Source organism: Bradyrhizobium sp. IC4060 (assembly GCF_020193715.1).
Lineage (GTDB): Bacteria > Pseudomonadota > Alphaproteobacteria > Rhizobiales > Xanthobacteraceae > Bradyrhizobium > Bradyrhizobium yuanmingense.
In genome coordinates, this window is the sequence record NZ_JADYVJ010000004.1 from 347,129 (window position 1) to 370,704 (window position 23,576).

Genomic DNA, 23,576 nt, shown 5'->3' on the forward strand with positions numbered 1-23,576 from the left:
CGGGTACGATGCTGAAAGTGATCTCTCACAAGACGGCGGCGATGATCGCCGCCGTCGCGGTGCTCTCGGTCGCGCACGCGGCGACCGTCCGCGCCGATGACACCACCGGCAATTCCATGCAGGCGCAGATCGACCATGGTAAGTCGACCTACGCCTCGAAATGCTCCCACTGCCACGGCCCCAATCTGATGAATTCCGGCACCGTCACGCCGGATCTGCGTGCCATTCCCGACGACAAGACGCGCTTCGTCACCACGGTGAAGAACGGCAAGAACAACAAGATGCCACCCTGGGCCGACATTCTCAGCGACGACGAGATCGGAAACCTCTGGGCGTTCGTCTCCAGCCGGAGGAAGCCATGAGGGGCCGGCGCGTTGCCTGGAGCGTTGCGGCCGTTCTGTCCGCGATGGCGTCGGTCGCTCTCGCAGCCGACGATCCTCTGAAGGTCTGTCTCGACGAGGACAGGCCGCCGCTCTCGGTGCATCGCCGCGACAAGCCGGATGCCGGCTTCGACGTGCTGCTGGCGCAGGCGATCGCCGAGCGGATGGGACGCCCGCTGAAGATCCAGTGGTTCGAGAGCAGGCTGGATGAGGATTCGAGCCCGCAGCTCGAGGCCAATGCGTTGCTCTCGGACAGGCGCTGCTCGCTGGTCGGCGGCTACGCGCTGACGCAGGATTCGCTTGTCGCACCCGGGATGAAGACGGCGCGCTTGCCGGGTTTCGCCGGCGCCACGCGCGACGATCGGCGGCGCCGCGTCCCGCTCGGCGTGCTCGCGCCGAGCCAGCCCTACATCTATTCGCCGATGACGGTGGTGCTGGGGCCAAAGGCCCGCGGGCGCAAGGTCGGCGACATCGGCGATCTCGCCGGCCTTCGTCTCGCCATCGAAAGCGGATCGCTCGGCGACGCCATCCTGATGACCTTCGACAAGGGGCGCCTGATCGACAACATCACCCATCTCGTCCCCGGCCGCGACGATCTCCTCGGCGGACTCGAGCGCGGCGACCATGACGCGACGCTGATCGATCTTGCCCGCTTCGACGCCCATCGCGCCGCGCACCCGGACACGGCGATCACGGCGTCCGGCTACTATTATCCGATCGGAGCCAATCGCGGCTATGTCGGGCTCGCCAGCGATGGCGCGCTGATCGCGGCCGTCAACAAGGCGCTGACGGAGCTCACGGCTTCGGGCAAGATCGCCGAATTCGGCAAGCAGGCCGGCCTCACCTATCTGCCGCCGCGCGAGCCCGCGATCCTCGGCGATGGCTGGACGAAGATCATCCAGCGGTGAGGCTCCCGCGGCCCGAACGCAGTGCGAGCCAATGCGCCAATCTGTCTCGCCTGCGGCCCATGGCAGCGACGGCCTGATGCAGTAGGTTCGGCAAAAATCAGGGAGAGAATCATGTCCGCCAAGCTCGATCGCCGCCACTTCATCGCCGCCGGTACCAGTGCACTGGCGATGCCGTTCGTCGCGCGCGGCGCATCGGCGCAGGGCGGCTGGCCGGCGCGGCAAATTCGCATGATCTGCAGCTATCCCGCCGGCGGCCAGACCGACCTGCTCGCGCGCGCCTATGGCGAGTTCATCTCCAAGCAAGTCGGCAAGACCGTCGTCATCGAGAACAAGCCCGGCGCCTCCGGCGCGATCGGGACGGCGGAAGTCGCCCGCGCCGAGCCCGACGGCCACACCATCCTGTGCTCGATCTCGACCACCTACATCATGAACCGGGTGGTGATGAAAAATCCCGGCTACGACATGGACAAGGATCTGACGCTCGTCAGCGTCATTCCCGGCGCGGGCCTGTTGCTGGTCGCGAACCCGAAAACCGGGGTCAAGACGCTGGAGGATTTCGTCGCCTTCGCGCGCAAGAGCGGCAAGGTGAATTTCGGCACCTACAGCGCGGGCTCGGCCCCGCACATGACCGTCAACGAGCTCAACAAGCAGTATGGTCTCAACATCGAGCCGGTGCATTATCGCGGCGAGGCGCCGATGTGGACGGGAATGCTGGAAGGCACCCTCGATGCCGCGATGGGCAGCTACACGGCCGCGCAGTCGGTCCTGCAAAGCGACCGCGGCACGGTGTTCGCCGTGCATTCGAAGAAGGTCGATGCGATCCCCGCGATCAAGACCCTTCCCGAGCAGGGCGCGACGTCGAAATTCTTCACCGTGAGCGGATTTACCGGCTGGGCCGTGCCCAAGGCGACGCCGCAAGCCGTGGTCGACCGCCTGGCCGAGCTCTGCGTCGCCGCCAACACCGATCCGAAAGTGAAGGAGGTTCTCTCGACTTTCGTGCTCGAGCCCGCGATCGGCTTCAAGGAAACCAATGCGCTGTACCAGCGCGAGCTGCCGATCTGGATCGAGAGCGCGAAGTCGTTGGGCCTCGAGCCGGCCTGATCAGAAGTTGGGCGCATCAGGAGGACGGCCTCGCCGGCCGCTTCTAGAAAAACCGCGTCTAATGCTCGCCCGAGCTCGCAGCGCCCTGCTGTGCCTTGTGGATCGAGGACGGCACCACGCCGAAGTATTTCCGGAACACCCGGCTGAAATGCGATGAGCTGGAGAACCCCCAGGAGAAGGCGACGTCGGTGATGGTCTTGCCGGCGTGGGCCTCGAGCTCCTGGCGGCAGTTCTGCAACCGCGCCTGCCAGATGTAGTCGCTCACTGTGGTGCCGCGCTCCGAGAACAGCATGTGCAGATAGCGCTTGGAGCAACCGAGCTCGGCCGAGATCTGGTCGATGCACAGATCCGGGTCGCGCAAGTGCTCCCGGATGAAGAACTGGGCGCGCACATACATCGCTTCGGGCCCGACACGATCGAACATCGTGTCGGCTTCGCGCAGCGGCAGCAGCAACAGGTCGATCAGCGAATCGGCGACGCCGACCGCGCTGTTGGCCGACAGCTTTGCCGCCTCGTCGAAGGTGGCATGGACGAAATCGTGGGCGATCCGCCCGGTCCCCGTCTTCGCCGTCAATTTGCACGCCGGCATCCGCTGCGACGGGAATCCGCGGTCGCGCAGCAGCGCCTTCGGCACGATCACCACGTCATGACGGGTAAAGGCAGGACTGATGATCGAATGCGGACAGGAGACGTCATAGGCGATGATGTCGCCCGGATTGATCTCGATGTGACGGCCTTCTTGTTCGAAATAAGACACGCCGTAGGTCTGGAAGTGGATTTTTATGTACGGGTGTTCATTGGCCTTGGCGCGCGCCAGCGTGTGCGCGATGCGATGCTGGCTGACCTCGATCTGGCAGAGCTTCAGGCGCGAAACCGTGGTGTAATCGATGCGACCTTCGAGCGAGGACGCCTCCAGCGGATCGACGTCGAAATGCCCGCACAGGCTCGTGAGCCCGTCGATCCAGCTCTGGATCTGCCGCTTCGGCGTCATCCCGGTCGTCGAGAGCGTGTGAATGGTGTCGGACATTAATCCAGCCACTGATTTGATCCGGAGATTCGGCGCGAATCGCAACCAGCGCTGCCGGAGCCCTCAGCCGTGATTGCGTGACGTTTACCTCGCATTTGAGCGGTCTCTTGCAACGAGCGCCATCGTTCCATTGCCACTCTTGAAACTTAATCCTCCGCCTTAGTTGCAGCGCCGTCAAGGGGAACCTGAGCGCCGAGGCGGCCTCAAGGGCGCACCGAAGCCGCTGAATTCGCTACTGCAAAATCAAAATCTTCACCTCCGTGCGCTGTCGAGCAAACCGCCTTCGCTCTTGGGCAAGTTTCCCGATGGCGAAGCCGTTAGGGATTGCGGCAGGAACAACAAAAACGGGCCGCTCCTGCACGTGGACCCGTGGCTCTCATCAGGAGGAGGAAACAGCACAGCATCGTTTCTGGTCCCCATCGTGACCGCCCTGCACGAGCAGACGCCGGACGAGAAGCCCGGCGATTGAGCAATGCTTCGGAAATAATAAACGAGACCAACGGAGGAATAACTATGCGCAAGGTGCTTCTGGCGACCTGTCTTGGTTCGGCGGCGGCTCTCGCCGTCGGCAGCGCTTCAGCAAATGACGAGCTGATCAAGATGTCGCAAAACCCGAAAGACTGGGTGATGCCGGCGGGCGACTACGCCAATACCCGCTATTCGAAGCTAAACCAGATCAACGCACAGAATGTCGGGAAACTCCAAGTTGCCTGGACCTTCTCGACCGGCGTACTGCGTGGCCACGAAGGCGGCCCGCTGATCATCGGCAACATGATGTACGTCCATACGCCGTTCCCGAATAAGGTCTACGCTATTGACCTTTCGCAAGAGAACAAGATCGTTTGGAAGTACGAGCCGAAGCAAGATCCGAACGTCATACCCGTGATGTGCTGCGACACCGTCAACCGCGGCCTGTCCTACGGCGACGGCAAGATCATCCTGCATCAGGCCGACACCAACCTCGTTGCGCTCGACGCCAAGACCGGCCAGGTGGCCTGGTCGGCGACCAACGGCAATCCCGCGAAGGGCGAGACCGGCACGTCGGCCGCGCTGGTCGTCAAGGACAAGGTCCTGGTCGGCATCTCCGGCGGCGAGTTCGGCGTGCAGTGCCATGTCACCGCATACGACCTCAAATCCGGCAAGCAGGTCTGGCGCGCCTATTCCACGGGCCCGGACGATCAGATCAAGGTCGATCCGGCGAAGACGACCTCGCTCGGCAAGCCGGTCGGCCCGGACTCTTCGCTGAAGTCCTGGCAGGGCGATCAGTGGAAAATCGGCGGCGGCTGCACCTGGGGCTGGCTCTCCTACGATCCCGCTCTGAACCTTGTCTATTACGGGTCGGGCAATCCCTCGACCTGGAACCCGAAGCAGCGTCCCGGCGACAACAAATGGTCGATGGCGATCTTCGCCCGCGATGCCGACACCGGCATGGCGAAGTGGGTCTACCAGATGACGCCCCACGACGAATGGGACTATGACGGCGTCAACGAAATGATCCTCAGCGATCAGCAGATCAACGGTCAGAACCGCAAGCTGCTGACGCACTTCGACCGCAACGGCCTCGCCTACACGATGGACCGCGAGAGCGGCGAACTGCTGGTCGCCGAGAAGTACGACCCGAAGGTGAACTGGACCAGCGGCGTCGACATGGACAAGAACTCGCCGACCTACGGCCGTCCCAAGGTCGTCGCACAATACTCGACCGAGCACGGCGGAGAGGACAAGAACACAAAGGGCATCTGCCCGGCCGCGCTCGGCACCAAGGACCAGCAGCCGGCAGCCTACTCGCCGGACACGCAGCTGTTCTACGTTCCGACCAACCACGTCTGCATGGACTACGAGCCGTTCAAGGTGAGCTACACCGCGGGTCAGCCCTATGTGGGTGCGACGCTCTCGATGTATCCGCCGCAGGGCGAAAGCCACATGGGCAACTTCATCGCCTGGGACAACAAGACCGGCAAGATCGTCTGGTCGAACAAGGAGCAGTTCTCGGTCTGGTCGGGTGCGCTCGCAACCGCCGGGGGCGTGGTGTTCTACGGCACGCTCGAAGGCTACCTGAAGGCGGTCGACGCCAAGACCGGCAAGGAGCTCTACAAGTTCAAGACTCCCTCGGGCATCATCGGCAACGTCACCACCTATGAGAACAATGGCAAGCAATACATTGCCATTCTCTCCGGCGTGGGCGGCTGGGCCGGCATCGGACTGGCGGCAGGCCTGACCGACCCGACCGCAGGCCTCGGTGCGGTCGGCGGCTACGCGGCCCTCAGCAACTACACGGCGCTCGGCGGTACCCTGACCGTGTTCTCGCTGCCGAACTAAACCCGTCAGCATCGCTCCGGCGCGTGGATCGCTCCACGCGCCGGCTCGTCTCCACCGAATGCCGACCGAGGAACAATCTCTTGCGTCAAATCTGCTCTGTCATTGCTGTGATGATGATCTTCGTTGTGTCCGGAGGAAGCGCGGTCGCAGAGGGTCCGGGCGACCCGACCGCCGTGAAGAAGGAAGACGACGGAAAGTGGCTCGATAAGGACGGAAACCCGACCTACAAGATTTCGGCCGACGGCACCGTGGACTGGTTCACCTATTCCGGATACCGCCGCTATCATTCGGACTGTCACGTGTGTCACGGCCCCGACGGCATGGGATCGACATACGCGCCGGCGCTGAGGGATTCCGTGAAGTCGATGAGCTACGGCGACTTCCTCGGCGTGGTCGCCTCCGGCCGCAAGAACATCTCGGCCGCGCAGGAGAACGTCATGCCGGCCTTCGGCGACAACCCGAACGTCGCCTGCTACATGGACGATCTCTACGTCTATCTCCGCGCGCGCTCCACCGACGCCTTGGGCCGGCAGCGTCCTGCGAAAAAGGAGGAGAAGACGGAGGCCTATACCCAGGCTGAAGACGCCTGCATGGGCAAGAAATGAACGTTACGAGGGCTGCCAGGACTACTTCTTGGCGCCTGATGAGAATTTGAGGAGCTACCGATGAAGACACGTGCCGCCGTTGCTTTCGAAGCCAAGAAGCCGCTCGAGATCGTCGAGGTCGATCTGGAAGGCCCGAAGGCCGGCGAAGTCCTGGTCGAGATCAAGGCGACGGGCATCTGCCATACCGACGCCTACACGCTCGACGGCTTCGACAGCGAGGGAATCTTCCCGTCGATCCTGGGACATGAGGGAGCCGGCATCATCCGCGAGATCGGCCCCGGCGTGACCTCGGTGAAACCGGGCGATCACGTTATCCCACTCTACACGCCGGAATGCCGGCAGTGCAAAAGCTGCCTCAGCCAAAAAACCAATCTCTGCACCGCGATCCGCGCGACGCAGGGCAAGGGCGTGATGCCCGACGGCACCAGCCGTTTCTCCTACAAGGGCAAGCCGATCTACCACTACATGGGTTGCTCGACCTTCTCGAACTTCACCGTGCTGCCCGAGATCGCGGTCGCCAAGATCCGCGAGGACGCGCCGTTCGACAAGAGCTGCTACATCGGCTGCGGCGTCACCACCGGCGTCGGCGCCGTCGTCAACACTGCCAAGGTGACGCCGGGCTCCAACGTGGTCGTGTTCGGCCTCGGCGGCATCGGCCTCAACGTCATCCAGGGTGCCAAGATGGCCGGCGCCGACAAGATCATCGGCGTCGACATCAACGATTCCAAGGAGGAATGGGGTCGCAGGTTCGGCATGACCGACTTCGTCAACCCGAAGAAGATCACCGGCGACATCGTTCAGCACCTCGTCGGCCTCACCGACGGCGGCGCCGACTACACCTTCGACTGCACCGGCAACACCACCGTGATGCGCCAGGCACTGGAGGCCTGCCATCGCGGCTGGGGCACCTCGATCATCATCGGCGTCGCCGAGGCCGGCAAGGAGATCGCCACCCGCCCGTTCCAGCTCGTCACCGGCCGCAACTGGCGCGGCACGGCCTTCGGCGGCGCGCGCGGGCGAACCGACGTGCCGAAGATCGTCGACTGGTACATGAACGGAAAGATCCAGATCGATCCGATGATCACCCACGTGCTCAAGCTCGAGGAGATCAATAAGGGCTTTGATCTCATGCACGAGGGCAAATCCATCCGTTCAGTCGTCGTGTTCTAGCTCGAAAACGTCACACCAAGGAGGATCGACCATGACTGTTGCACTCCATCCCTCGATTGACAACGGCATCAAGCAAGGCAGCGGCAGCTTCGCCGGCGGCACGCTGGCCTGCAAATGCAGCGACCATCCGGTGAAGGTCGGCATCAAGGGCGACGTCGCGCACAATCACGCCTGCGGCTGCACCAAGTGCTGGAAGCCGCAGGGCGCGACCTTCTCCGTCGTCGCCGTCGTGCCGCGACAGAACGTCACCGTGCTCGAGAACGGCGACAAGCTCCAGATCGTCGACCCCTCCGCGGTGATCCAGCGTTACGCCTGCAAGGCCTGCGGCACGCACATGTACGGCCGGATCGAGAACAAGAACCATCCGTTCTACGGCCTCGACTTCATCCATCCCGAACTGTTCCAGGAGCAGGGCTCGCAGGCGCCGCAATTCGCCGCCTTCGTTTCCTCCGTGATCGAATCGGGTGTGAAGCCCGAGCAGATGGCCGGCATCCGTTCGCGGCTGAAGGAGATCGGCCTCGAGCCCTATGACTGCCTGTCCCCGCCCCTGATGGACGCGATCGCGACCCATGTCGCGAAGGCCAAAGCCGCTTAGGAAGACTGCCTGGACGCCCGCCTGAACTGGCCGGCCGCCGGATCTTGGCTACACCATCTGGAGCTCGCTGGCGTTCGTTGCCGCCAGCGAGCCTCACGGGTCCCCGCTGCCGGGACCACCGCGGCGCGATGCCGCCGCTTCTGCACCACGCGTGGGTGAGGACCATCGGCTCCTCAGTCCTGGTCTCTGAATGACTGCGCAGGACCGTCCGCTTCCTGCTTGAAGTTCGCGGTGCTCTGCGTTCTCCCTCCCTCGACTGAGGCCTACTGCTTCGTCCGTTCGGTGCAGCCGGCGGACGAAGCTTTTTTCGTTGCGCCCATTTGATGCGCAACGTGGCGGATGACGCGCCCTGCTTTTGACAAACCGTCGATGCAATCTTTTCCCGGTGAGAACACTCGGCTGTGAACGCCGGGTCGGCGCGATCTCTGCTAGGGTCGCGCCGTCACGATGCCGCACGACGTACAATCAATTAAGAAGAAAACGGGAGGTATCGAGCACATCCAGACATCGCTACCTGCGTTCCTGCCTCCCTCCGGGATTTGCCCGCGCGGGACTACGGCGGGATGTGGCGAGACGACGCACGAGCGGTCGCCGACCGGCGTCGGCGGACTTTGAATTTGGCATGCTTATGAAGAGCGAGGCACGATCATGATCAAGGTGAAGATCAACGGCCAGGAACAGAGCTGGGACGGTGACCCGGATCTCCCGCTACTCTGGTTCCTGCGTGACGAGGCCGGTCTCACCGGCACCAAATACGGCTGCGGCCAGGCCCTGTGCGGCTCCTGCACGGTCATCGTCGACAAGCAAGCGGTGCGCGCCTGCATCACGTCCGTCAACGACGTCGCCGGACGCGAGGTCACCACGATCGAAGGGCTGCATCCGAACGGCGATCACCCGGTGCAGAAGGCGTGGCGCCAGGTCAACGTGCCCCAATGCGGCTTCTGCCAGGCCGGCCAGATCATGCAGGCCGCGGCGCTTCTGATGGAGAATCCCAAACCCTCGCACGACCAGATCCGCGAGGCGATGTCCGGCAACATCTGCCGTTGCGGCTGCTATCAGCGCATCGAGAACGCCGTCCATCTCGCATCGACGGGAGTGTGACATGAACTTCATCGACAATCCCCGCAAGCTTCGCGGCTTCGAAAAGCACATCAAGGTCGAGAAGGTGTCGCGCCGCAGCATCCTGAAGGGGCTCGGCGTCACCGGCGGCTTCGTGCTCGCCGCCCCCGTGATGTCGCGCCAGGCGCTCGCCTATGAGACCGGCGCCGGCAAGATGCCGCACGGCGTCGTGGTCGATCCGCGCGTGTTCGTTTCGGTAGGCGCGGATGGCATCGTCACCATCGTCGGGCATCGTTCGGAAATGGGCACCGGCGTGCGCACCAGCCTGCCGCTGATCGTGGCCGAGGAGATGGAGGCCGACTGGTCCAGGGTAAAGGTGCGGCAAGCCCATGGCGACGAGGTCAAGTTCGGCAACCAGGACACCGACGGCTCGCGCAGCACGCGGCATTATCTGATCCCGATGCGCCAGATCGGCGCTTCGGCTCGCACAATGCTGGAGCAGGCCGCGGCCAAGCGCTGGGGCGTGCCGGCGACCGAGGTCAAGGCGGTCAACCACGAGGTCGTGCACAGCGCCAGCGGGCGCAAGCTCGGCTTCGGCGAGCTCGCTGCCGACGCCGCCAAGGAATCGGTGCCCAGCATCGAGGGCCTCAAGCTGAAGGACCCCAAGAACTTCCGTTATCTCGGCAAGGGCCAGATCGGCATTGTCGATCTCCACGATATCACCACCGGCAAGGCGAACTACGGCGCCGACGTGCGGCTGCCCGGCATGAAATATGCCGTGATCTCCCGTCCGCCGGTGACCGGCGGCAAACTGGTCAAGTTCGAGCCGGCGGAGGCGCTGAAGGTCCCCGGTGTCGAGAAGGTGATGCAGGTGCGCGGCTGGCCGTGGCCCTCGAAATTCCAGCCGCTCGGCGGCGTCGCGGTGATCGCGCGCAACACAGGCGCGGCGATCAAGGGCCGCGACGCGCTGAAGCTGACCTGGGACGACGGTCCCAACGGCAAGTACGACTCCGTCGCCTACCGCAAGGAGCTCGAGGAGGCCTCGCGCAAGCCGGGGCTCGTGCTGCGCAAGGAGGGCGATGCGGACGCTGCCCTGAAGAGCGCCGACAAGGTGATCGTCGGCGAATATTACCTTCCGCATCTCGCCCATGTCGCCATGGAGACGCCGGTGGCGGTCGCGGACGTCAAGGGCGACAAGGCCGAGATCTGGGCGCCGGTTCAGAGCCCCGGCGGCACCCGCGAGGACGTCGCCAAGACGCTCGGCATTCCCGAGGCCAACGTCACGGTCAACGTGACGCTGCTCGGCGGCGGGTTCGGACGCAAGTCGAAATGCGACTTTGCGCTCGAAGCCGCGCTGCTCTCGAAGGAGCTCGGCGCGCCGGTGAAGGTGCAGTGGACGCGGGAGGACGACATCCACAACGGCTTCCTGCACACCGTCTCGGTCGAGCGGATCGAGGCCGGCCTCGACAAGAGCGGCAAGGTGATCGCCTGGCGCCACCGCAGCGTGGCTCCCAGCATCGCCTCGACCTTTGCCGCCGGCACGGTGCATCAGGCGCCGTTCGAGATCGGCATGGGCCTGGTCGATATGCCGTTCGAGATCGCGAACATCTCGTGCGAGAACCCGGAAGCCGCGGCGTTCACCCGCATCGGCTGGTTCCGCGCGGTCTCGAACATCCCGCGCGCCTTCGCCGTCCAGTCGATGGTCGGCGAGATCGCGCAGGCAACGGGCCGCGACCAGAAAGACATGCTGCTCGAGCTGATCGGCTCGCCTCGCATCGTCAAGCCCAACGTGAAGGACCTCTGGAATTACGGCGAGCCCCAGGACAGCTACCCGATCGACACCGCGCGCCTGCGCAAGGTGGTCGAGCTGGTCGCCGAGAAGGGCGAATGGGGACGAAAGGTGCCGAAGGGCCACGGTCTCGGCATCGCCGTGCACCGCAGCTTCGTCAGCTACATCGCGACCATCGTCGAGGTCGCCGTCGACGACAAGGGCAAGCTGACGGTGCCGCGGGTCGACACGGCGATCGATTGCGGCACCTATGTCAACCCCGAGCGCATCGCGTCGCAGATCGAGGGCGCGGCGATCATGGGGCTCAGTCTCGCCAAATACGGCGAGATCACCTTCAAGGACGGCAAGGTGCAGCAGAAGAATTTTGACGACTTCCAGGTCGTCAGGATGGATGACTCGCCTGTGGTGACCAACGTTTACATCGTGCCGCCCGGACCCGACACGCCGCCGAGCGGCGTCGGCGAGCCCGGCGTTCCTCCGTTCGCGCCAGCCCTGATCAACGCGATCTTCGCAGCGACGGGAAAACGCATCCGCGCGCTTCCGATCGGCAAGCAATTGGAGGCGTGAGACGGAACCGAAGTGCGAGGCGGAACACAAGCCGCCTCGCGCCGTTTCCATCGATCTGACAGGAGCAGATCGATGACCAACATCTCAAGTGCGCTCGCAGTCTCGCTGTCGGGCGCCTTTCTTTTGACCGCCGCGGGCGCATTCGCCCAGAGCAACACGACGCCGCCGACCACCGCGACGCGCCCCACCGGCCCCGACCAGACTTCGCTGCCGAACGCCAATGCCCCGCCCGCCACCACCAACCAGACCACCGGGCAGCACAATCCGGATCCCAAGATTCGCGAGATGAACCAGAAGGAGAAGGATAAGGTCGAGCGCGAGGGGAAGTAGCTATCTGGCGCTGCGCAAACAAATGCGGCGGATGTTGCCATCCGCCGCATTCGCCACCCCCCGCTGCTCCGCTTCTTTCGATCCGCCCGCGGAGCTATTTCTTCAGCGCGAAGACCCAGACGACGCCGCCCTGCGGCACGTTGGCTTCAATGCCGATATTGTTGGTCACGAGTGCATCCTGGATGCGCTGCGCGTCGACGCCCCAGCCCGACTGGATCGCGATGTATTGCGTGCCGTCGATCTCATATGACACCGGCATGCCGACGATGCCGGAGTTGGTCTTCTGCTCCCACAACAGTTCGCCCGTCTTGGCGTGGAAGGCGCGGAAATAGCGGTCGTTGGTCCCGCCGACGAAGACGAGATCGCCCGCAGTCGCCGTGACCGATCCGAACAGATGCGACTTGGGGAAGTTGTGCTGCCAGACCTTCTTTCCGGTCGCGGGATCCCAGGCCTGCAGCTCGCCAAAATGATCCGCACCCGGCTTTACCTTCAGGCCGATGTCTTCCGGCTTGGTGCCGAGCCAGAGCTCGCCCGGCTTGAGTGGCACTTTCTCGCCGGTAAAGCCGCCGCAGAAATTCTCGTTGGCAGGCACGTAGACGAGGCCGGTCCTCTGGCTGTAGGCCGCCGATGGCCAATCCTTGCCGCCCCACAGCGAGGGACAGAACTCGACGCGCTTGCCGATCACCGGCTTGTGCGCTGGATCCACGATCGGCTTGCCGGTCTCGTCGATGCCCTTCCAGACGTCAGTGAAGACGAACGGCCATCCGGCGACGTAATTGATCTTGGTCGGAGTCCGCTCCAGCACCCAGAAGATCGCGTCGCGGCCGGGATGGACCAGGCTCTTGATGGTGCGGCCGTTGCGTTGCAAATCGATCAGCATCGGCGCGTCGACCTCATCCCAATCCCAGGAATCGTTCTGGTGGTATTGGTGATAGGCCTTGATCTTGCCAGTGTCGGGATCGAGCGCGAGCACCGATGCTGTGTAGAGATTGTCGCCGGGATGCGAGTCGCCGGGCCATGGCGCGGCATTGCCGACACCCCAATAGATCGTCCTGGTCTCCTTGTCGTAATTGCCTGTCATCCAGGCCGACCCGCCGCCGTTCTTCCAGTCGTCGCCTTGCCAGGTGTCATGACCGGGCTCGCCTTCACCGGGGATGGTGTAGGTCCGCCACAACTCTTTGCCCTCCTTGGCATCATAAGCAACGATATAGCCACGCACGCCGAACTCGCCGCCGGAGCCGCCGACAATGACCTTACCGTCGACGATCAAGGGCATCAGGGTGAGGTACTGCCCCTTCCTGTAGTCCTGCACCTTCGTGTCCCACAGCACCTTGCCGGTCTTGGCATCGAGCGCGACCACGTGGTCGTCCGTGGTGGCGAGGTAGAGCTTGTCCTCCCACAGACCAACGCCGCGGTTGGTCGGATGCAGCTGGAACAGATCGTCAGGAAGCTGCCGCTTGTAGCGCCAGTATTCGTCGCCGGTCTTCGCATTCAGCGCGATCACCTGGCCCATTGGGGTCGTCACGAACATCACGCCATTGTTGACGATCGGCGGGGCCTGATGGCCTTCGACCACGCCAGTGGAAAAGGTCCAGACCGGTGTGAGGTTCTTCACGTTGGAGGTGTTGATCTGATCGAGCGGGCTATAGCCGTGCCCGTCATAGGTGCGCCGGTAAAGCATCCAGTTGTGGGGCTCGGGGTTTTCCAGCCGCTGCGCCGTGACCGGAGAATAACTCTCGATCGGCCCCGATAGAGCGGCGGTTGAGGCAAGACACGTGAAGGCGACCAAGCCGGACAGTAACCATTGCTTCCTGATCATGGAAGTTTTCATGGACGTTCCCCTTTTTCATCCGCTTGAATTCTTTTTGTGATTTCTTGTCGTTCGTCCCGTCTTCCGCCCTTCGGCGGTGGCGGCTAGTCGTGAGGCGGGCCCAGCCCGCAACCGTCCATCATCCTGGCTGTGTGCCACCTACCTTTCCCATGAAATTGCCGGCGACGCTGAGCGAACCGTCAGCGAGCGCCAGCGGCAGCGCTGCTAGCCGCCGCGGCGCCGGCCCGAACACGACCTGCGCGCCCGCGCGGGGATCGAATTCGGAGTTGTGGCACATGCACTTGAAAACCTCCTTGTCGCCGACATCGCTCTTCACCCAGGCGGTGACGGGACAGCCGGCATGCGAGCAGATCGCCGAATAGGCGATGATGCCGTCGACGGCGCGCGCGCGGGTCTTCTCGTCGAGGTCGGCGGGATCGAGCTTGATGATCAGAATTTCGTTGAGCCGCGAGGCGCTGCGCACCACCGATGTGGTGGGGTCCTTCGGCCAGGCATGGATCGGCGGTCCACCGACCCGTAGATCAGCCGCAGTGATGAGCTTTCCCTCCTGGTCACCTTCGGAGAAGACGAGCAGATCGCCTTTCTGCGGCCGCTCATCCGAGCCGGGCGGATCCTCACCTGCGCGGGCCCTGGTTGAACAGCCGAGACACGCCGTCGTCGCCATCGCACCGAGCAGCAGGGATCGCCGTGTCTGTTCGGTGCCCGCTTCGACGTCGGGTTCCGTAGCATTTTCGGAAGATGATGAATGGGTATCGAACGATGCGCGAGCCATGCCCGCTAGCAGGCGCTGGAACTCTGCCGAAAACAAGGCGAAGACTTGGCGCCGCAGTGCATCAATATGGCTTTGCTCGCGTTGATTGCGTAGGAGTAAATGCGTTCAAGCGCGTTTTCGCGATTTCTACATCGCGTTGCGCGAATGGCATGATGATTTCGCAGATCAGATCCGATGATGGAGGAATTGCTGCGACGCCACGATGCGATGCCGAATCCCACGCAGGCATCGTGTCCTTCACGACCTGAGCACGTGACGCGGCGAAGCGATGCGGCCCGCAAGTGTTGCCGACGCCATCTCAAAGCTGTCGGCGATACGACGCGCCTTGTCGATGAAGAGTGCAGCCGCCGCCGGCGGGCAGACCTCGCGCGCGGTCTGCTCGAACAGGTCGAGCCAGCGATCGAAATGGCCGCCGGCCAGGCTGAGCGGCAGGTGTGCCCGCATCGGCGAGCCATGATAGCGGCCGCTCATCAGCACTACCGACGACCAGAAATCCCTGAGCTTGGCGAGATGCTCGTCCCAATTCTGCACGACGCCGAAGACGGGCCCCAACAGCGCGTCCTCGCGCACGCGTCCGTAGAAGCGGGTGACGAGTTCTCCAATCATCTCCTCGGTGATCCCGGTTCGCTCGATCGCATCCTGGGTCAACAGGCTCCGGCGCGCGGCCGCAGCTTCCCGCTCGGCCTTCAGTCGATCCGACATGTCCTTTGCTATCCGTTCCGTTATCCCCGCAGGGCGCCCGTTCGACATTGTCGGGCCTATCGCACGCGGCGTCTTTGTCGCAGCGCAAATTGCGGGATCTGGCGGCGGACGCTAAGGCGCCCGCCGCCAATGCCTTCGTCAGGCGGAATAAGTGTAAAAGCCCTGCCCGGTCTTGCGGCCGAGATGGCCGGCATCGACCATCTCTTTCAGCAGCGGCGCTGGCCGATATTTAGGATCGTTGAAGCCCTTGTAAAAGACCTCCATCACCGAAAGCATGGTGTCGAGCCCGACGAGATCGGCAAGTGCGAGCGGCCCGATCGGATGGTTGCAGCCGAGCTTCATGCCCGCGTCGATCTCTTCCGCCGTCGCGATGCCCTCCTGGAGCGCGAAGATCGCCTCGTTGATCATCGGACAGAGGATGCGGTTGACGGCGAAGCCCGGGCTGTTCTTGGCCGTGATCGCCACTTTGCCGACGCGCTTGGCGAAATCCAGCGCCTTGGCATGGGTGTCGTCCGAGGTCTGCAGGCCGCGGATGAGCTCGAGCAGCGCCATCACCGGCACCGGGTTGAAGAAGTGCATGCCGATGAAGCGGTCGGGACGGTCGGTCGCGGCGGCGAGCTTGGTGATCGAGATCGAGGAGGTGTTGGTCGCGACCAGCGTGCGCGGCGACAGGGTGGCGCAGAGATCCTTCAGGATCTTGACCTTGAGCTCCTCGTTCTCGGTCGCGGCCTCGATGACGAGGTCGCAATCCGACAGCTTCGCCCGGTCCGTGGTGCCGGTGATGCGCTTGAGCGTCGCCTCGCGGTCGGCCGCCGACATCTTCTCTTTTTTGACCAGCCGCTCGAGGCTTCCGCCGACGGTCGAAAGGCCGCGGTTCACCGCCGCATCGGAAATATCGACCATTACGACCGAGAGGCCGGCGGCCGCGCAGACCTGCGCGATGCCGTTCCCCATGGTCCCTGCCCCGATGATGCCAACGGTCTGGATCATTGCGTCACATCCTTCATCCTTGCGGGCGCGCCAGTCGCAGCCCGGCTCCATTGTTCCTGCATTAGGGTCTAGCACCGCCATTGGGCCGGCGCGACCCGATCCTGTTCCTTAGCGCATCCGAGGCCGGAAGAAAGCCGCCCGCGGGGCCGGCCAGGTGCCTCGATTGTGGGTCCCTGGCCGCGTTTACCGATCATCCTGAGCCCTTCTCCAACGGCTCCGGCGGGGTTGCCCACCCCCTGGCCCCTTGATTATGGCAGCGGCAGCAGCGAGAAGGGCGGCGCGGGGCTACCGCGGAACAGGGGCTTGCCCGAGACCGGATGAACGATTTCGCACGATCCATCGGTGCCGCCTTTGCGCTGATCGGCGACGCCGACACCGAGCTATTGGGCATCGTCGCCCTGTCGTTGCGGGTCAGCCTGACCGCCAGCATCCTGGCGCTCCTGATCGGCGCCCCCTTTGGAGCCCTGCTTGCGATCACCCGCTTCCGGGGACGCCAAATCATCATCATTCTGACCAATGCCCTGCTCGGGCTTCCGCCGGTCGTGGTCGGGCTCGCGCTCTATCTCTTGCTGTCGCGGTCCGGCCCGTTCGGGGCGGCGGGCTTGTTGTTCACGCCGGCCGCCATGGTGATCGCGCAGACGCTGCTGGCGACGCCGATCGTGGTGGCGCTGGTGCACCGGCCGGCAAGCCTGTTGTGGGCGGAGTATGGCGACCTGGCGCGGATCGACGGGCTGTCGGCCCTGCGCAGCATGGCCCTGCTGTTCGCGCTCGGCCGGACCTCGTTGCTGACGGCCTTTCTCGCCGCGTTCGGGCGCGCCATTGCGGAAGTCGGTGCCATCATCATCGTCGGTGGCAACATCCGCGGCTTCACCCGCACGATGACGACGGCGATCGCGCTGGAAACCAGCAAAGGCGAGCTGCCGCTGGCGCTCGGACTCGGGCTGATCCTGCTCGCTCTCAGCGTCGCGGTCTCGACCGTCGCCTTCGTCCTAGTTGGGCGCGTTGGGGAAAAATAGCTGCTCGCCGCCGACCTTGTACCCGGCGATCGCTTGCTGCCCTTGCGGCGAAACCAGCCAGTCGACGAAGGCCTGTCCCTCCTTTGCCTTCACGTTCGGATGCTTTGCAGGATTGACCAGCATGACGCCGTACTGGTTGAAGAGCCGCTTGTCACCCTCGGTCAGGATGGCGAGTTCGCCACGGTTCTTGAACGACAGCCAGGTGCCGCGGTCTGACAGGAGGTAGGCGTTCGACGACGAGGCCATGTTCAGCGCCGGGCCCATGCCTTGGCCGATCTCCCGATACCAAATGTCCTTGCCGGCACTGAGGTCGACGCCAGCCTCCTTCCATAGTCTCAGCTCGGCCGCATGCGTGCCGGACTTGTCGCCGCGCGAGATGAACGGCGCCTTTGCGGTCGCAATCTTGCGCAGCGCCTCGGCCACGTCCTTGCTGCCCGAGATCTGCGCCGGATCGCTTTTGGGGCCGATGAGGACGAAGTCATTGTACATGACGTCGAAGCGCTTCACGCCCTGCCCTTCGGACATGAACCTGTCCTCGGCGGGCCTGTCATGGACGAACACCACGTCGGCATCGCCGCGCCGCCCGATGTCCAGCGCCTGGCCGGTGCCGACGGCGACGACCTTCACGCTGATGCCTTCGGCCTTCGCGAACAGCGGCAGCAGATGACCGAACAGCCCCGACTGTTCCGTCGAGGTGGTCGAAGCTACGGTGATGGTGCGATCCTGTGCGGATGCGATTGTGGACCAGAGCAGGACCGCTCCGATGGCAACAAGCTTCCTCATGCGACGTCCTCGGCCATACAATGACGGTTCTGAATAGCGGCTCGCGGCGACGACGGGAACCCCAAGCTTGGATTGCAACGAGAGTTGATGCGCGCGGTGCACCTCGTCTGGCAGAAAAAGCGCGCCGGCGCGCTAGGCACGCCTGCAAAACAAGAAGTGAAAAAACAACCCCATGCACAGTAGCGATGGGGTTGAAACGCCTGAGCATTTTCGGTGTTACCGAAGGCACGCTTGCGGCGTCGGGCAAAACAGGGGTATTATTGCATCATCGGCTGCTGTGCGGGTTGCGTAACTCGGGCGGATGCGCGCTGGATGCGTGGATGTTCTGCAATTGGTCCTGCCTACGTTGACACGGATGTGACGGCCGGGGCAGGTTTTCACATTGCTGGCGAATCAGCGATTGCCTCACGCCGAGTACCTCTTGGACAACTCCCAGTGCTTTCGAGACTGATATCGTTGCTGCGCCGCATCCCTGCGGTGAACTGGGCGTTTTCCCGACTCCGGCCTGTGCCGCACAGCGGCAACATTGAGGTCGCGCCGACCGCCACGGACGCTTCGCCCGCCATCATCGAAGACGTGGAGATCCCGGCTCAAGCTCCAAGCGCCGAGATCAGCACCGCCCCGGTGCGCGACGACGCTGCCCCCGCCACCAAGGCTCTGGTCGCGGAGAACGATGCGGCTGTGTCTGTCGTCGCGGAGAATCCGTCCGACGAAATCCGTATCAGCGGGGACTCCTCTCCGGAGACCGTGACGGAAATCGAGGCGCCCGCGACGCCGCCAGCCTCCGAGGAGGTGCTGGCTGCATCGGTCGGTGCGGAAAGCGAGCCAGTTGCAGCCTCTGATCTCGCCATCGTTGATGATGATGCATCGCCTGCTGAGATTCTTGCAGAGGTCGACTCCGCCGTCGTAGAAGAGGTTGTGATTTCGTCAGCGGAGGTCGCGACCGCCTTGACTGATGTCCCTGATGTCATCATCGAGGCAGCCTCCTCGCCCGACGTTTCCGCTGCGGTCGATCCGGTCGCTGTCGAAGAAGTCGAGCTTCTCCGCGCCGAGGCCGATAGCGTCACGACTGATGCCTCTGAAGCCAGCGCCCACAGCGAACCGGCGCTCATTGTCGAAAGCCCGCAAGTCCCTACAAACGATGTTCCGCTCGCTGCGGCGACTAACGACTCCTTGAGCGGTGTCACCGATATCGAGCCGGCTCCGGCCCTCGCATCTCCTTCGCCAGAGCTCCGCCGCGTACCGAAAGTTCGCGCGAGAGCCGCAGAGCCCGCCGACCGCGCCGCGCTGATCCGGCAGCGCTGGGCGGAGAGCGGAATCAGGATGTGGAATCCGCGGCTGCACGGCACCGGCGAAGCCGCGCTGAACATCCAGGGAAGCATCGGGTTGCTGCCCCCGGCACCCGGCGAGACAATGCCGCGCTACGACAAGCTGGAATTCAGGATGCTCGGCGGACAGATCGTCTGTGAGGGCGTGATCGTCGAGGCACCGGTTCAGGCGAGCCATCGGAGCTTCACGCAGCTTGCCGAGCCGGGGACCAGCGAGCGCGTCCGCGAACCGGCGCGCGAGCGCCAGGCCGTCCTCGCCTGATCCGACCGTGGCCATGTGCTAGGCTGATGTCGCGCATGGGCGATAGCAGGCGGTAGCTGCAGCGATTTCGGGCGACCTGTGCCTGAGACGTGCGCACGCTGCGGCCGGATATCCTTAACGGGACCTCACCAATGCACGCGATCGGAAAATCGTAAGGCAGCGCGCAACCAGTGCTGGCCTGCCCGGGCCAGAATTGATCTAACGGCCCCTTTACCCCTGCCGTGCAAGATTGCCCACGTTTTTCAGGGGATCTGGGGCTCGTATTGCAATGCCTATTGCCGATTTGAAATCTCATCTTGCCGCCGCGATGCGATTGTTTCGCGTTCCCGCCGACAAGCCGGACCTGACGCGGGCGCAGTTCGACGCCTTCTCCAAGCAGATCCCGCTGCTCTACTTCATCCTCATCAGCAACACGATTGCGGTCGCCTACACCTATGTGAACGTGGCGCCGGACTGGCTGACGATGATCGTGCCGGCCGTGCTGACGGTGCTCGCGGGCTTGCGGACCTTCTGGTGGCTACGCCAGCGCCGGCTGGTGCGCAGCGATGCCGACATCCTGCGCAATCTGCGCGCCACCAACTGGCTGACCCTGCCGATCGGTGCCGGCTTCACCGCCTGGTCCTTCGCGCTCTACCCCTACGGCGATCCCTTCGCCAAGAGCCAGGTCGCGTTCTACATGGCGGTCACCGTGATCGGCTGCATCTTCTCGCTGATGCATCTGCGCTCGGCGGCGCTGATCGTGACGCTGATCGTCGACGTGCCCTATGTGCTGTTCTTCTTTGCCACGGGCGAGCCGACGCTGAAGGCGATCGCGGTCAACAACCTCCTGGTTTCCGCCGCGATGGTGACGGTGCTGTTCATCTACTACCGTGACTTCGCCGATCTCGTCGCCAGCCGCAAGTCGCTGCTCGCGCAACAGGCGGCGACGCAGGCGCTCTCTGACGAGAACTTCCGCCTTGCCAATCTCGATTCACTCACCGAGCTGCCGAACCGCCGCCGCTTCTTCGCCGAGCTGTCGAGCGGCTTCACCGATGCCGAACGCAGGAAAGTTCGGATCGCGGTCGGCATCATCGATCTCGACGGTTTCAAGCCGATCAACGACAATTACGGCCATTCGGTCGGAGACCGCGTCCTGATCGAGGCCGGCCGGCGCATCCGCGAGGTCTGCGAGGGCTTTGGTCCGCAGCGGGTCGAATTCGCCCGATTAGGCGGCGACGAGTTTGGCCTTGTCGTTTGCGGCGACCCCGACGATGCGGACCTGCTGCGGCTGGGCCAGCGCATTGGCGACCAGGTCAGGCTTCCCTACCAGCTCGACACCGCCCATACCGGGCTGTCCTGCTCGATCGGCTTTGCCTCGTTTCCCCAATCGGCAACGACCGCGGAAGCACTCTATGAGTGCGCCGACTATTCACTTTATCACGCCAAGCGCCATCTGCGCGGCCGCACCGTGATCTTCTCGAGCGAGCTCGAGGCCGAGATCCGCAGTCGCGGAGTCATCGAGAATCTGCTGCGCACCGCCGATTTCAGCACCGAGATGGACCTGGTGTTCCAGCCGATCGTCGATGCCATGAGCGAGCACACCGCCGGCTTCGAGGTTCTGGCGCGCTGGCGCAGCGCCCGCCTCGGCCTGGTCTCCCCGGCCGATTTCATTCCGGCCGCCGAGCGCATCGGACTGATCCGGCCGCTGACGCAGGCGCTGCTGGTGCGCGCGCTCGCCATCGCCAGGACATGGCCCGATCACATCCGCCTGTCGTTCAATCTCTCAGCCCACGATGTCTGTGCGGCGGAGGGCATCCTGCCGCTGATCTCGATCATCGAGAAGAGCGGGCTGCCGCCGCGCCGGATCGATTTCGAGATCACCGAGACCGCCGTCACCTTCGACTTCGTCCGCGCACAGCAATCGACCGCAACGCTGAAGGCAATGGGCTGCGGCATTTCGCTGGACGATTTCGGCACCGGCTATTCGTCGTTGAGCCACGTGCACCGGTTGCCGCTCGACAAGATCAAGGTCGACCGCAGCTTCGTTTCCGACATCAACGAGAATCCCGTCAGCCACAAGATCATCAAATCGCTCACCGGTCTCTGCGACGACATGGAGATCGCCTGCGTCGTCGAGGGCGTCGAGACGCGTGCTCAGCTCGACACCCTGCGCCGCCTGGGATGCGACTTCATCCAGGGCTACTATTTCGCCAAGCCCATGCCGGCCGATGCGATTGGCGACCATCTTGCGAAGGAGAGCCGGCGCCTCGACGGCACCGGGACCAAGGTCGTGGCCTAAAGCGCGATGCGCACTTTAGGTTATTGTTTGAGCATAATCTTTTCGGAAAACCGCTACGCACTTTTCCGGATCATGCTCTAAAGCCTCGTCTACTCCGCCAGACTCGGCAGATCGAGCCCCTTGTCGCGCGCGCACTCGATCGCGATGTCGTAGCCTGCATCGGCGTGGCGCATGACGCCGGTGGCGGGATCGTTCCACAGCACGCGCTCGATCCGCTTCGCAGCCTCGGGCGTGCCGTCGGCGACGATCACCATGCCCGCGTGCTGCGAATAGCCGATGCCGACGCCGCCGCCATGATGCAGCGACACCCAGGTCGCTCCGCTGGCGCAATTGAGCAGCGCATTGAGCAGCGGCCAATCGGACACCGCATCCGATCCGTCCTTCATCGCCTCGGTCTCGCGGTTGGGGCTCGCCACCGAGCCGCTGTCGAGATGATCGCGGCCGATCACGATCGGCGCCTTCAATTCGCCACGTGCCACCATCTCGTTGAAGGCAAGGCCGAGGCGATGGCGGTCGCCGAGACCGACCCAGCAGATCCGTGCCGGCAGGCCCTGGAACTTGATGCGCGCCTTTGCCATGTCGAGCCAATTGTGCAGATGCTTGTCGTCAGGCATTAGCTCCTTGACCTTGGCATCGGTCTTGAAGATGTCCTCGGGATCGCCCGACAGCGCGGCCCAGCGGAATGGCCCGACGCCGCGACAGAACAGGGGGCGGATATAGGCGGGCACGAAGCCGGGGAAATCGAAGGCGTTCTTCAGGCCCATGTCCTGTGCCATCTGGCGGATGTTGTTGCCGTAGTCGAGCGTCGGAATACCCTGGGCATGGAAATCCAGCATGGCCTGGACATGCTCGACCATCGACGTCTTCGAGGCGCGCTCCACTGCCTTCGGATCGGACGCGCGCTTGGCTTCCCATTCGGCAAGCGTCCAGCCCTTCGGCAAGTAGCCGTTGATGGGATCGTGCGCGCTGGTCTGGTCGGTGACGATGTCGGGCTTGACGCCGCGGCGCACCAGCTCAGGGAAGATCTCCGCGGCGTTGCCGAGCAGGCCGACCGAGACCGCCTTGTTCGTCTTCGCGGCGTCCGCCATGATCGCGAGCGCTTCATCAAGCGTTGCGGCTTGCCGGTCGAGATAGCCGGTCCGCAGGCGCATCTCAATGCGGCTCGGCTGGCATTCGACCGCAAGCATCGAAGCGCCGGCCATGGTCGCCGCCAGCGGCTGCGCGCCGCCCATGCCTCCCAAGCCGGCCGTGAGAATCCATTTACCGGCGAGGCTGCCGCCGTAATGACGCCGACCGACCTCGACGAACGTTTCATAGGTGCCCTGCACGATGCCCTGGCTGCCGATATAGATCCAGGAGCCCGCCGTCATCTGGCCGTACATCATCAGGCCCTGGCGATCGAGCTCGTTGAAATGATCGAGCGTCGCCCAATGCGGCACGATGTTGGAATTCGCGATCAGCACGCGTGGTGCATCGGCATGGGTCCGGAACACGCCGACCGGCTTGCCGGACTGCACCAGCAGCGTCTGGTCGGCTTCGAGCTTGCGCAAGGCCGCAACGATCCGGTCAAAACTCTCCCAGTCGCGCGCGGCGCGGCCGATGCCGCCATAGACGACGAGCTCGCTCGGGCGTTCCGCGACGTCAGGGTCGAGATTGTTCATCAGCATGCGCAGCGGCGCTTCCGTGAGCCAGCTCTTAGCGCTGATGTCGCTGCCGCGGGGAGCGCGGATGGTACGGTCATTGTCCAGACGGCGGTTCATGCGG

The 23,576-nt window shown here is 63.9% G+C and carries 20 protein-coding genes; 13 read left to right on the forward strand and 7 right to left on the reverse strand.

Features of this window, described 5'->3' with window-relative positions; genetic code table 11:
* Positions 1-8: 8 nt before the first annotated feature.
* The 3 genes from I6F16_RS17675 to I6F16_RS17685 all read left to right on the forward strand — a co-directional run bounded on the left by I6F16_RS17675 (position 9) and on the right by I6F16_RS17685 (position 2,389).
* The gene (locus I6F16_RS17675; RefSeq protein ID WP_036029363.1) at positions 9-362 is read left to right on the forward strand and encodes a cytochrome c; all 354 of its coding nucleotides are present in this window, start codon (positions 9-11) and stop codon (positions 360-362) included.
* The gene (locus tag I6F16_RS17680) at positions 359-1,288 is read left to right on the forward strand and encodes a transporter substrate-binding domain-containing protein (RefSeq protein ID WP_225173891.1); all 930 of its coding nucleotides are present in this window, start codon (positions 359-361) and stop codon (positions 1,286-1,288) included. The genes I6F16_RS17675 and I6F16_RS17680 overlap by 4 nt, the downstream gene beginning before the upstream one ends.
* A gap of 111 nt (positions 1,289-1,399) precedes the next feature.
* Positions 1,400-2,389 (forward strand): tripartite tricarboxylate transporter substrate binding protein, encoded by a 990-nt coding sequence (locus I6F16_RS17685; RefSeq protein ID WP_036007944.1) that lies wholly within the window; start codon positions 1,400-1,402, stop codon positions 2,387-2,389.
* A 58-nt stretch (positions 2,390-2,447) separates the two neighbouring features.
* On the opposite strand, the gene I6F16_RS17690 is transcribed toward I6F16_RS17685, so the two are convergent.
* Positions 2,448-3,416, reverse strand: coding sequence for a helix-turn-helix domain-containing protein (locus I6F16_RS17690; RefSeq protein ID WP_025037738.1), 969 nt, complete (start codon positions 3,414-3,416; stop codon positions 2,448-2,450).
* A 513-nt stretch (positions 3,417-3,929) separates the two neighbouring features.
* On the opposite strand from I6F16_RS17690, the gene xoxF5 reads away from it, so the two are divergent.
* From xoxF5 to I6F16_RS17725, 7 genes are all read left to right on the forward strand, one after another.
* Complete coding sequence (gene xoxF5, locus I6F16_RS17695; RefSeq protein ID WP_036007949.1) at positions 3,930-5,735, forward strand: lanthanide-dependent methanol dehydrogenase XoxF5; 1,806 nt, start codon at positions 3,930-3,932, stop codon at positions 5,733-5,735.
* Positions 5,736-5,848: 113 nt separating this feature from the next.
* Positions 5,849-6,340: a c-type cytochrome, methanol metabolism-related gene (locus I6F16_RS17700; protein ID WP_036007993.1), complete on the forward strand. Its 492-nt coding sequence runs from the start codon at positions 5,849-5,851 to the stop codon at positions 6,338-6,340.
* 60 nt (positions 6,341-6,400) lie between these two features.
* A complete protein-coding gene (locus I6F16_RS17705; protein WP_027574628.1) occupies positions 6,401-7,510 on the forward strand; it encodes an S-(hydroxymethyl)glutathione dehydrogenase/class III alcohol dehydrogenase in 1,110 nt (369 codons plus the stop codon).
* Between the two features lie 31 nt (positions 7,511-7,541).
* On the forward strand, positions 7,542-8,105 hold the full coding sequence (gene gfa / locus I6F16_RS17710; protein ID WP_036007953.1) for an S-(hydroxymethyl)glutathione synthase: 564 nt from the start codon (positions 7,542-7,544) through the stop codon (positions 8,103-8,105).
* A 648-nt stretch (positions 8,106-8,753) separates the two neighbouring features.
* Positions 8,754-9,206 (forward strand): (2Fe-2S)-binding protein, encoded by a 453-nt coding sequence (locus tag I6F16_RS17715; protein ID WP_024342565.1) that lies wholly within the window; start codon positions 8,754-8,756, stop codon positions 9,204-9,206.
* 1 nt (position 9,207) lies between these two features.
* The gene (locus I6F16_RS17720) at positions 9,208-11,520 is read left to right on the forward strand and encodes a molybdopterin cofactor-binding domain-containing protein (protein ID WP_225112030.1); all 2,313 of its coding nucleotides are present in this window, start codon (positions 9,208-9,210) and stop codon (positions 11,518-11,520) included.
* A gap of 72 nt (positions 11,521-11,592) precedes the next feature.
* Positions 11,593-11,850 carry a hypothetical protein gene (locus tag I6F16_RS17725; RefSeq protein WP_225127674.1) on the forward strand — a complete coding sequence of 86 codons (258 nt, stop codon included), beginning with the start codon at positions 11,593-11,595 and terminating at the stop codon, positions 11,848-11,850.
* Positions 11,851-11,944: 94 nt separating this feature from the next.
* Here I6F16_RS17725 and I6F16_RS17730 read toward each other — a convergent pair whose 3' ends face one another.
* From I6F16_RS17730 to I6F16_RS17745, 4 genes are all read right to left on the reverse strand, one after another.
* Positions 11,945-13,669, reverse strand: a complete 1,725-nt coding sequence (locus I6F16_RS17730; protein WP_085972394.1) for a methanol/ethanol family PQQ-dependent dehydrogenase — start codon at positions 13,667-13,669, stop codon at positions 11,945-11,947.
* A 130-nt stretch (positions 13,670-13,799) separates the two neighbouring features.
* On the reverse strand, positions 13,800-14,453 hold the full coding sequence (locus tag I6F16_RS17735) for a Rieske 2Fe-2S domain-containing protein (protein ID WP_036007969.1): 654 nt from the start codon (positions 14,451-14,453) through the stop codon (positions 13,800-13,802).
* A 237-nt stretch (positions 14,454-14,690) separates the two neighbouring features.
* Positions 14,691-15,155 (reverse strand): group III truncated hemoglobin, encoded by a 465-nt coding sequence (locus I6F16_RS17740; RefSeq protein WP_036029348.1) that lies wholly within the window; start codon positions 15,153-15,155, stop codon positions 14,691-14,693.
* A 138-nt stretch (positions 15,156-15,293) separates the two neighbouring features.
* On the reverse strand, positions 15,294-16,145 hold the full coding sequence (locus I6F16_RS17745) for a 3-hydroxybutyryl-CoA dehydrogenase (protein ID WP_036007996.1): 852 nt from the start codon (positions 16,143-16,145) through the stop codon (positions 15,294-15,296).
* A 317-nt stretch (positions 16,146-16,462) separates the two neighbouring features.
* Between I6F16_RS17745 and I6F16_RS17750 the strand changes: the two genes are divergently transcribed.
* A complete protein-coding gene (locus tag I6F16_RS17750) occupies positions 16,463-17,161 on the forward strand; it encodes an ABC transporter permease (protein ID WP_036007971.1) in 699 nt (232 codons plus the stop codon).
* Here I6F16_RS17750 and I6F16_RS17755 read toward each other — a convergent pair.
* The gene (locus I6F16_RS17755; RefSeq protein WP_225173892.1) at positions 17,135-17,944 is read right to left on the reverse strand and encodes an extracellular solute-binding protein; all 810 of its coding nucleotides are present in this window, start codon (positions 17,942-17,944) and stop codon (positions 17,135-17,137) included. The genes I6F16_RS17750 and I6F16_RS17755 overlap by 27 nt on opposite strands.
* Positions 17,945-18,400: 456 nt before the next feature.
* Here I6F16_RS17755 and I6F16_RS17760 point away from each other — a divergent pair, with 456 nt between their 5' ends.
* Both I6F16_RS17760 and I6F16_RS17765 read left to right on the forward strand, forming a co-directional pair.
* Entirely contained in the window at positions 18,401-19,534 is a 1,134-nt protein-coding gene (locus I6F16_RS17760) for a hypothetical protein (RefSeq protein WP_225173893.1), read from the forward strand.
* Between the two features lie 268 nt (positions 19,535-19,802).
* Positions 19,803-21,812 (forward strand): EAL domain-containing protein, encoded by a 2,010-nt coding sequence (locus tag I6F16_RS17765; RefSeq protein WP_225173894.1) that lies wholly within the window; start codon positions 19,803-19,805, stop codon positions 21,810-21,812.
* An 89-nt stretch (positions 21,813-21,901) separates the two neighbouring features.
* On the opposite strand, the gene hutU is transcribed toward I6F16_RS17765, so the two are convergent.
* Positions 21,902-23,572, reverse strand: a complete 1,671-nt coding sequence (gene hutU, locus I6F16_RS17770) for a urocanate hydratase (RefSeq protein WP_225133235.1) — start codon at positions 23,570-23,572, stop codon at positions 21,902-21,904.
* Positions 23,573-23,576 lie beyond the last annotated feature (4 nt).

Coding starts and splice junctions, on each gene's coding strand:
- I6F16_RS17675 (WP_036029363.1), top strand. CDS start 9: ATGCTGAAAGTGATCTCTCACAAGACGGCGGCGATGATCGCCGCCGTC.
- I6F16_RS17680 (WP_225173891.1), top strand. CDS start 359: ATGAGGGGCCGGCGCGTTGCCTGGAGCGTTGCGGCCGTTCTGTCCGCG.
- I6F16_RS17685 (WP_036007944.1), top strand. CDS start 1,400: ATGTCCGCCAAGCTCGATCGCCGCCACTTCATCGCCGCCGGTACCAGT.
- I6F16_RS17690 (WP_025037738.1), bottom strand. CDS start 3,416: ATGTCCGACACCATTCACACGCTCTCGACGACCGGGATGACGCCGAAG.
- xoxF5 (WP_036007949.1), top strand. CDS start 3,930: ATGCGCAAGGTGCTTCTGGCGACCTGTCTTGGTTCGGCGGCGGCTCTC.
- I6F16_RS17700 (WP_036007993.1), top strand. CDS start 5,849: ATGATCTTCGTTGTGTCCGGAGGAAGCGCGGTCGCAGAGGGTCCGGGC.
- I6F16_RS17705 (WP_027574628.1), top strand. CDS start 6,401: ATGAAGACACGTGCCGCCGTTGCTTTCGAAGCCAAGAAGCCGCTCGAG.
- gfa (WP_036007953.1), top strand. CDS start 7,542: ATGACTGTTGCACTCCATCCCTCGATTGACAACGGCATCAAGCAAGGC.
- I6F16_RS17715 (WP_024342565.1), top strand. CDS start 8,754: ATGATCAAGGTGAAGATCAACGGCCAGGAACAGAGCTGGGACGGTGAC.
- I6F16_RS17720 (WP_225112030.1), top strand. CDS start 9,208: ATGAACTTCATCGACAATCCCCGCAAGCTTCGCGGCTTCGAAAAGCAC.
- I6F16_RS17725 (WP_225127674.1), top strand. CDS start 11,593: ATGACCAACATCTCAAGTGCGCTCGCAGTCTCGCTGTCGGGCGCCTTT.
- I6F16_RS17730 (WP_085972394.1), bottom strand. CDS start 13,669: ATGATCAGGAAGCAATGGTTACTGTCCGGCTTGGTCGCCTTCACGTGT.
- I6F16_RS17735 (WP_036007969.1), bottom strand. CDS start 14,453: ATGGCTCGCGCATCGTTCGATACCCATTCATCATCTTCCGAAAATGCT.
- I6F16_RS17740 (WP_036029348.1), bottom strand. CDS start 15,155: ATGTCGGATCGACTGAAGGCCGAGCGGGAAGCTGCGGCCGCGCGCCGG.
- I6F16_RS17745 (WP_036007996.1), bottom strand. CDS start 16,145: ATGATCCAGACCGTTGGCATCATCGGGGCAGGGACCATGGGGAACGGC.
- I6F16_RS17750 (WP_036007971.1), top strand. CDS start 16,463: ATGAACGATTTCGCACGATCCATCGGTGCCGCCTTTGCGCTGATCGGC.
- I6F16_RS17755 (WP_225173892.1), bottom strand. CDS start 17,944: ATGAGGAAGCTTGTTGCCATCGGAGCGGTCCTGCTCTGGTCCACAATC.
- I6F16_RS17765 (WP_225173894.1), top strand. CDS start 19,803: ATGCCTATTGCCGATTTGAAATCTCATCTTGCCGCCGCGATGCGATTG.
- hutU (WP_225133235.1), bottom strand. CDS start 23,572: ATGAACCGCCGTCTGGACAATGACCGTACCATCCGCGCTCCCCGCGGC.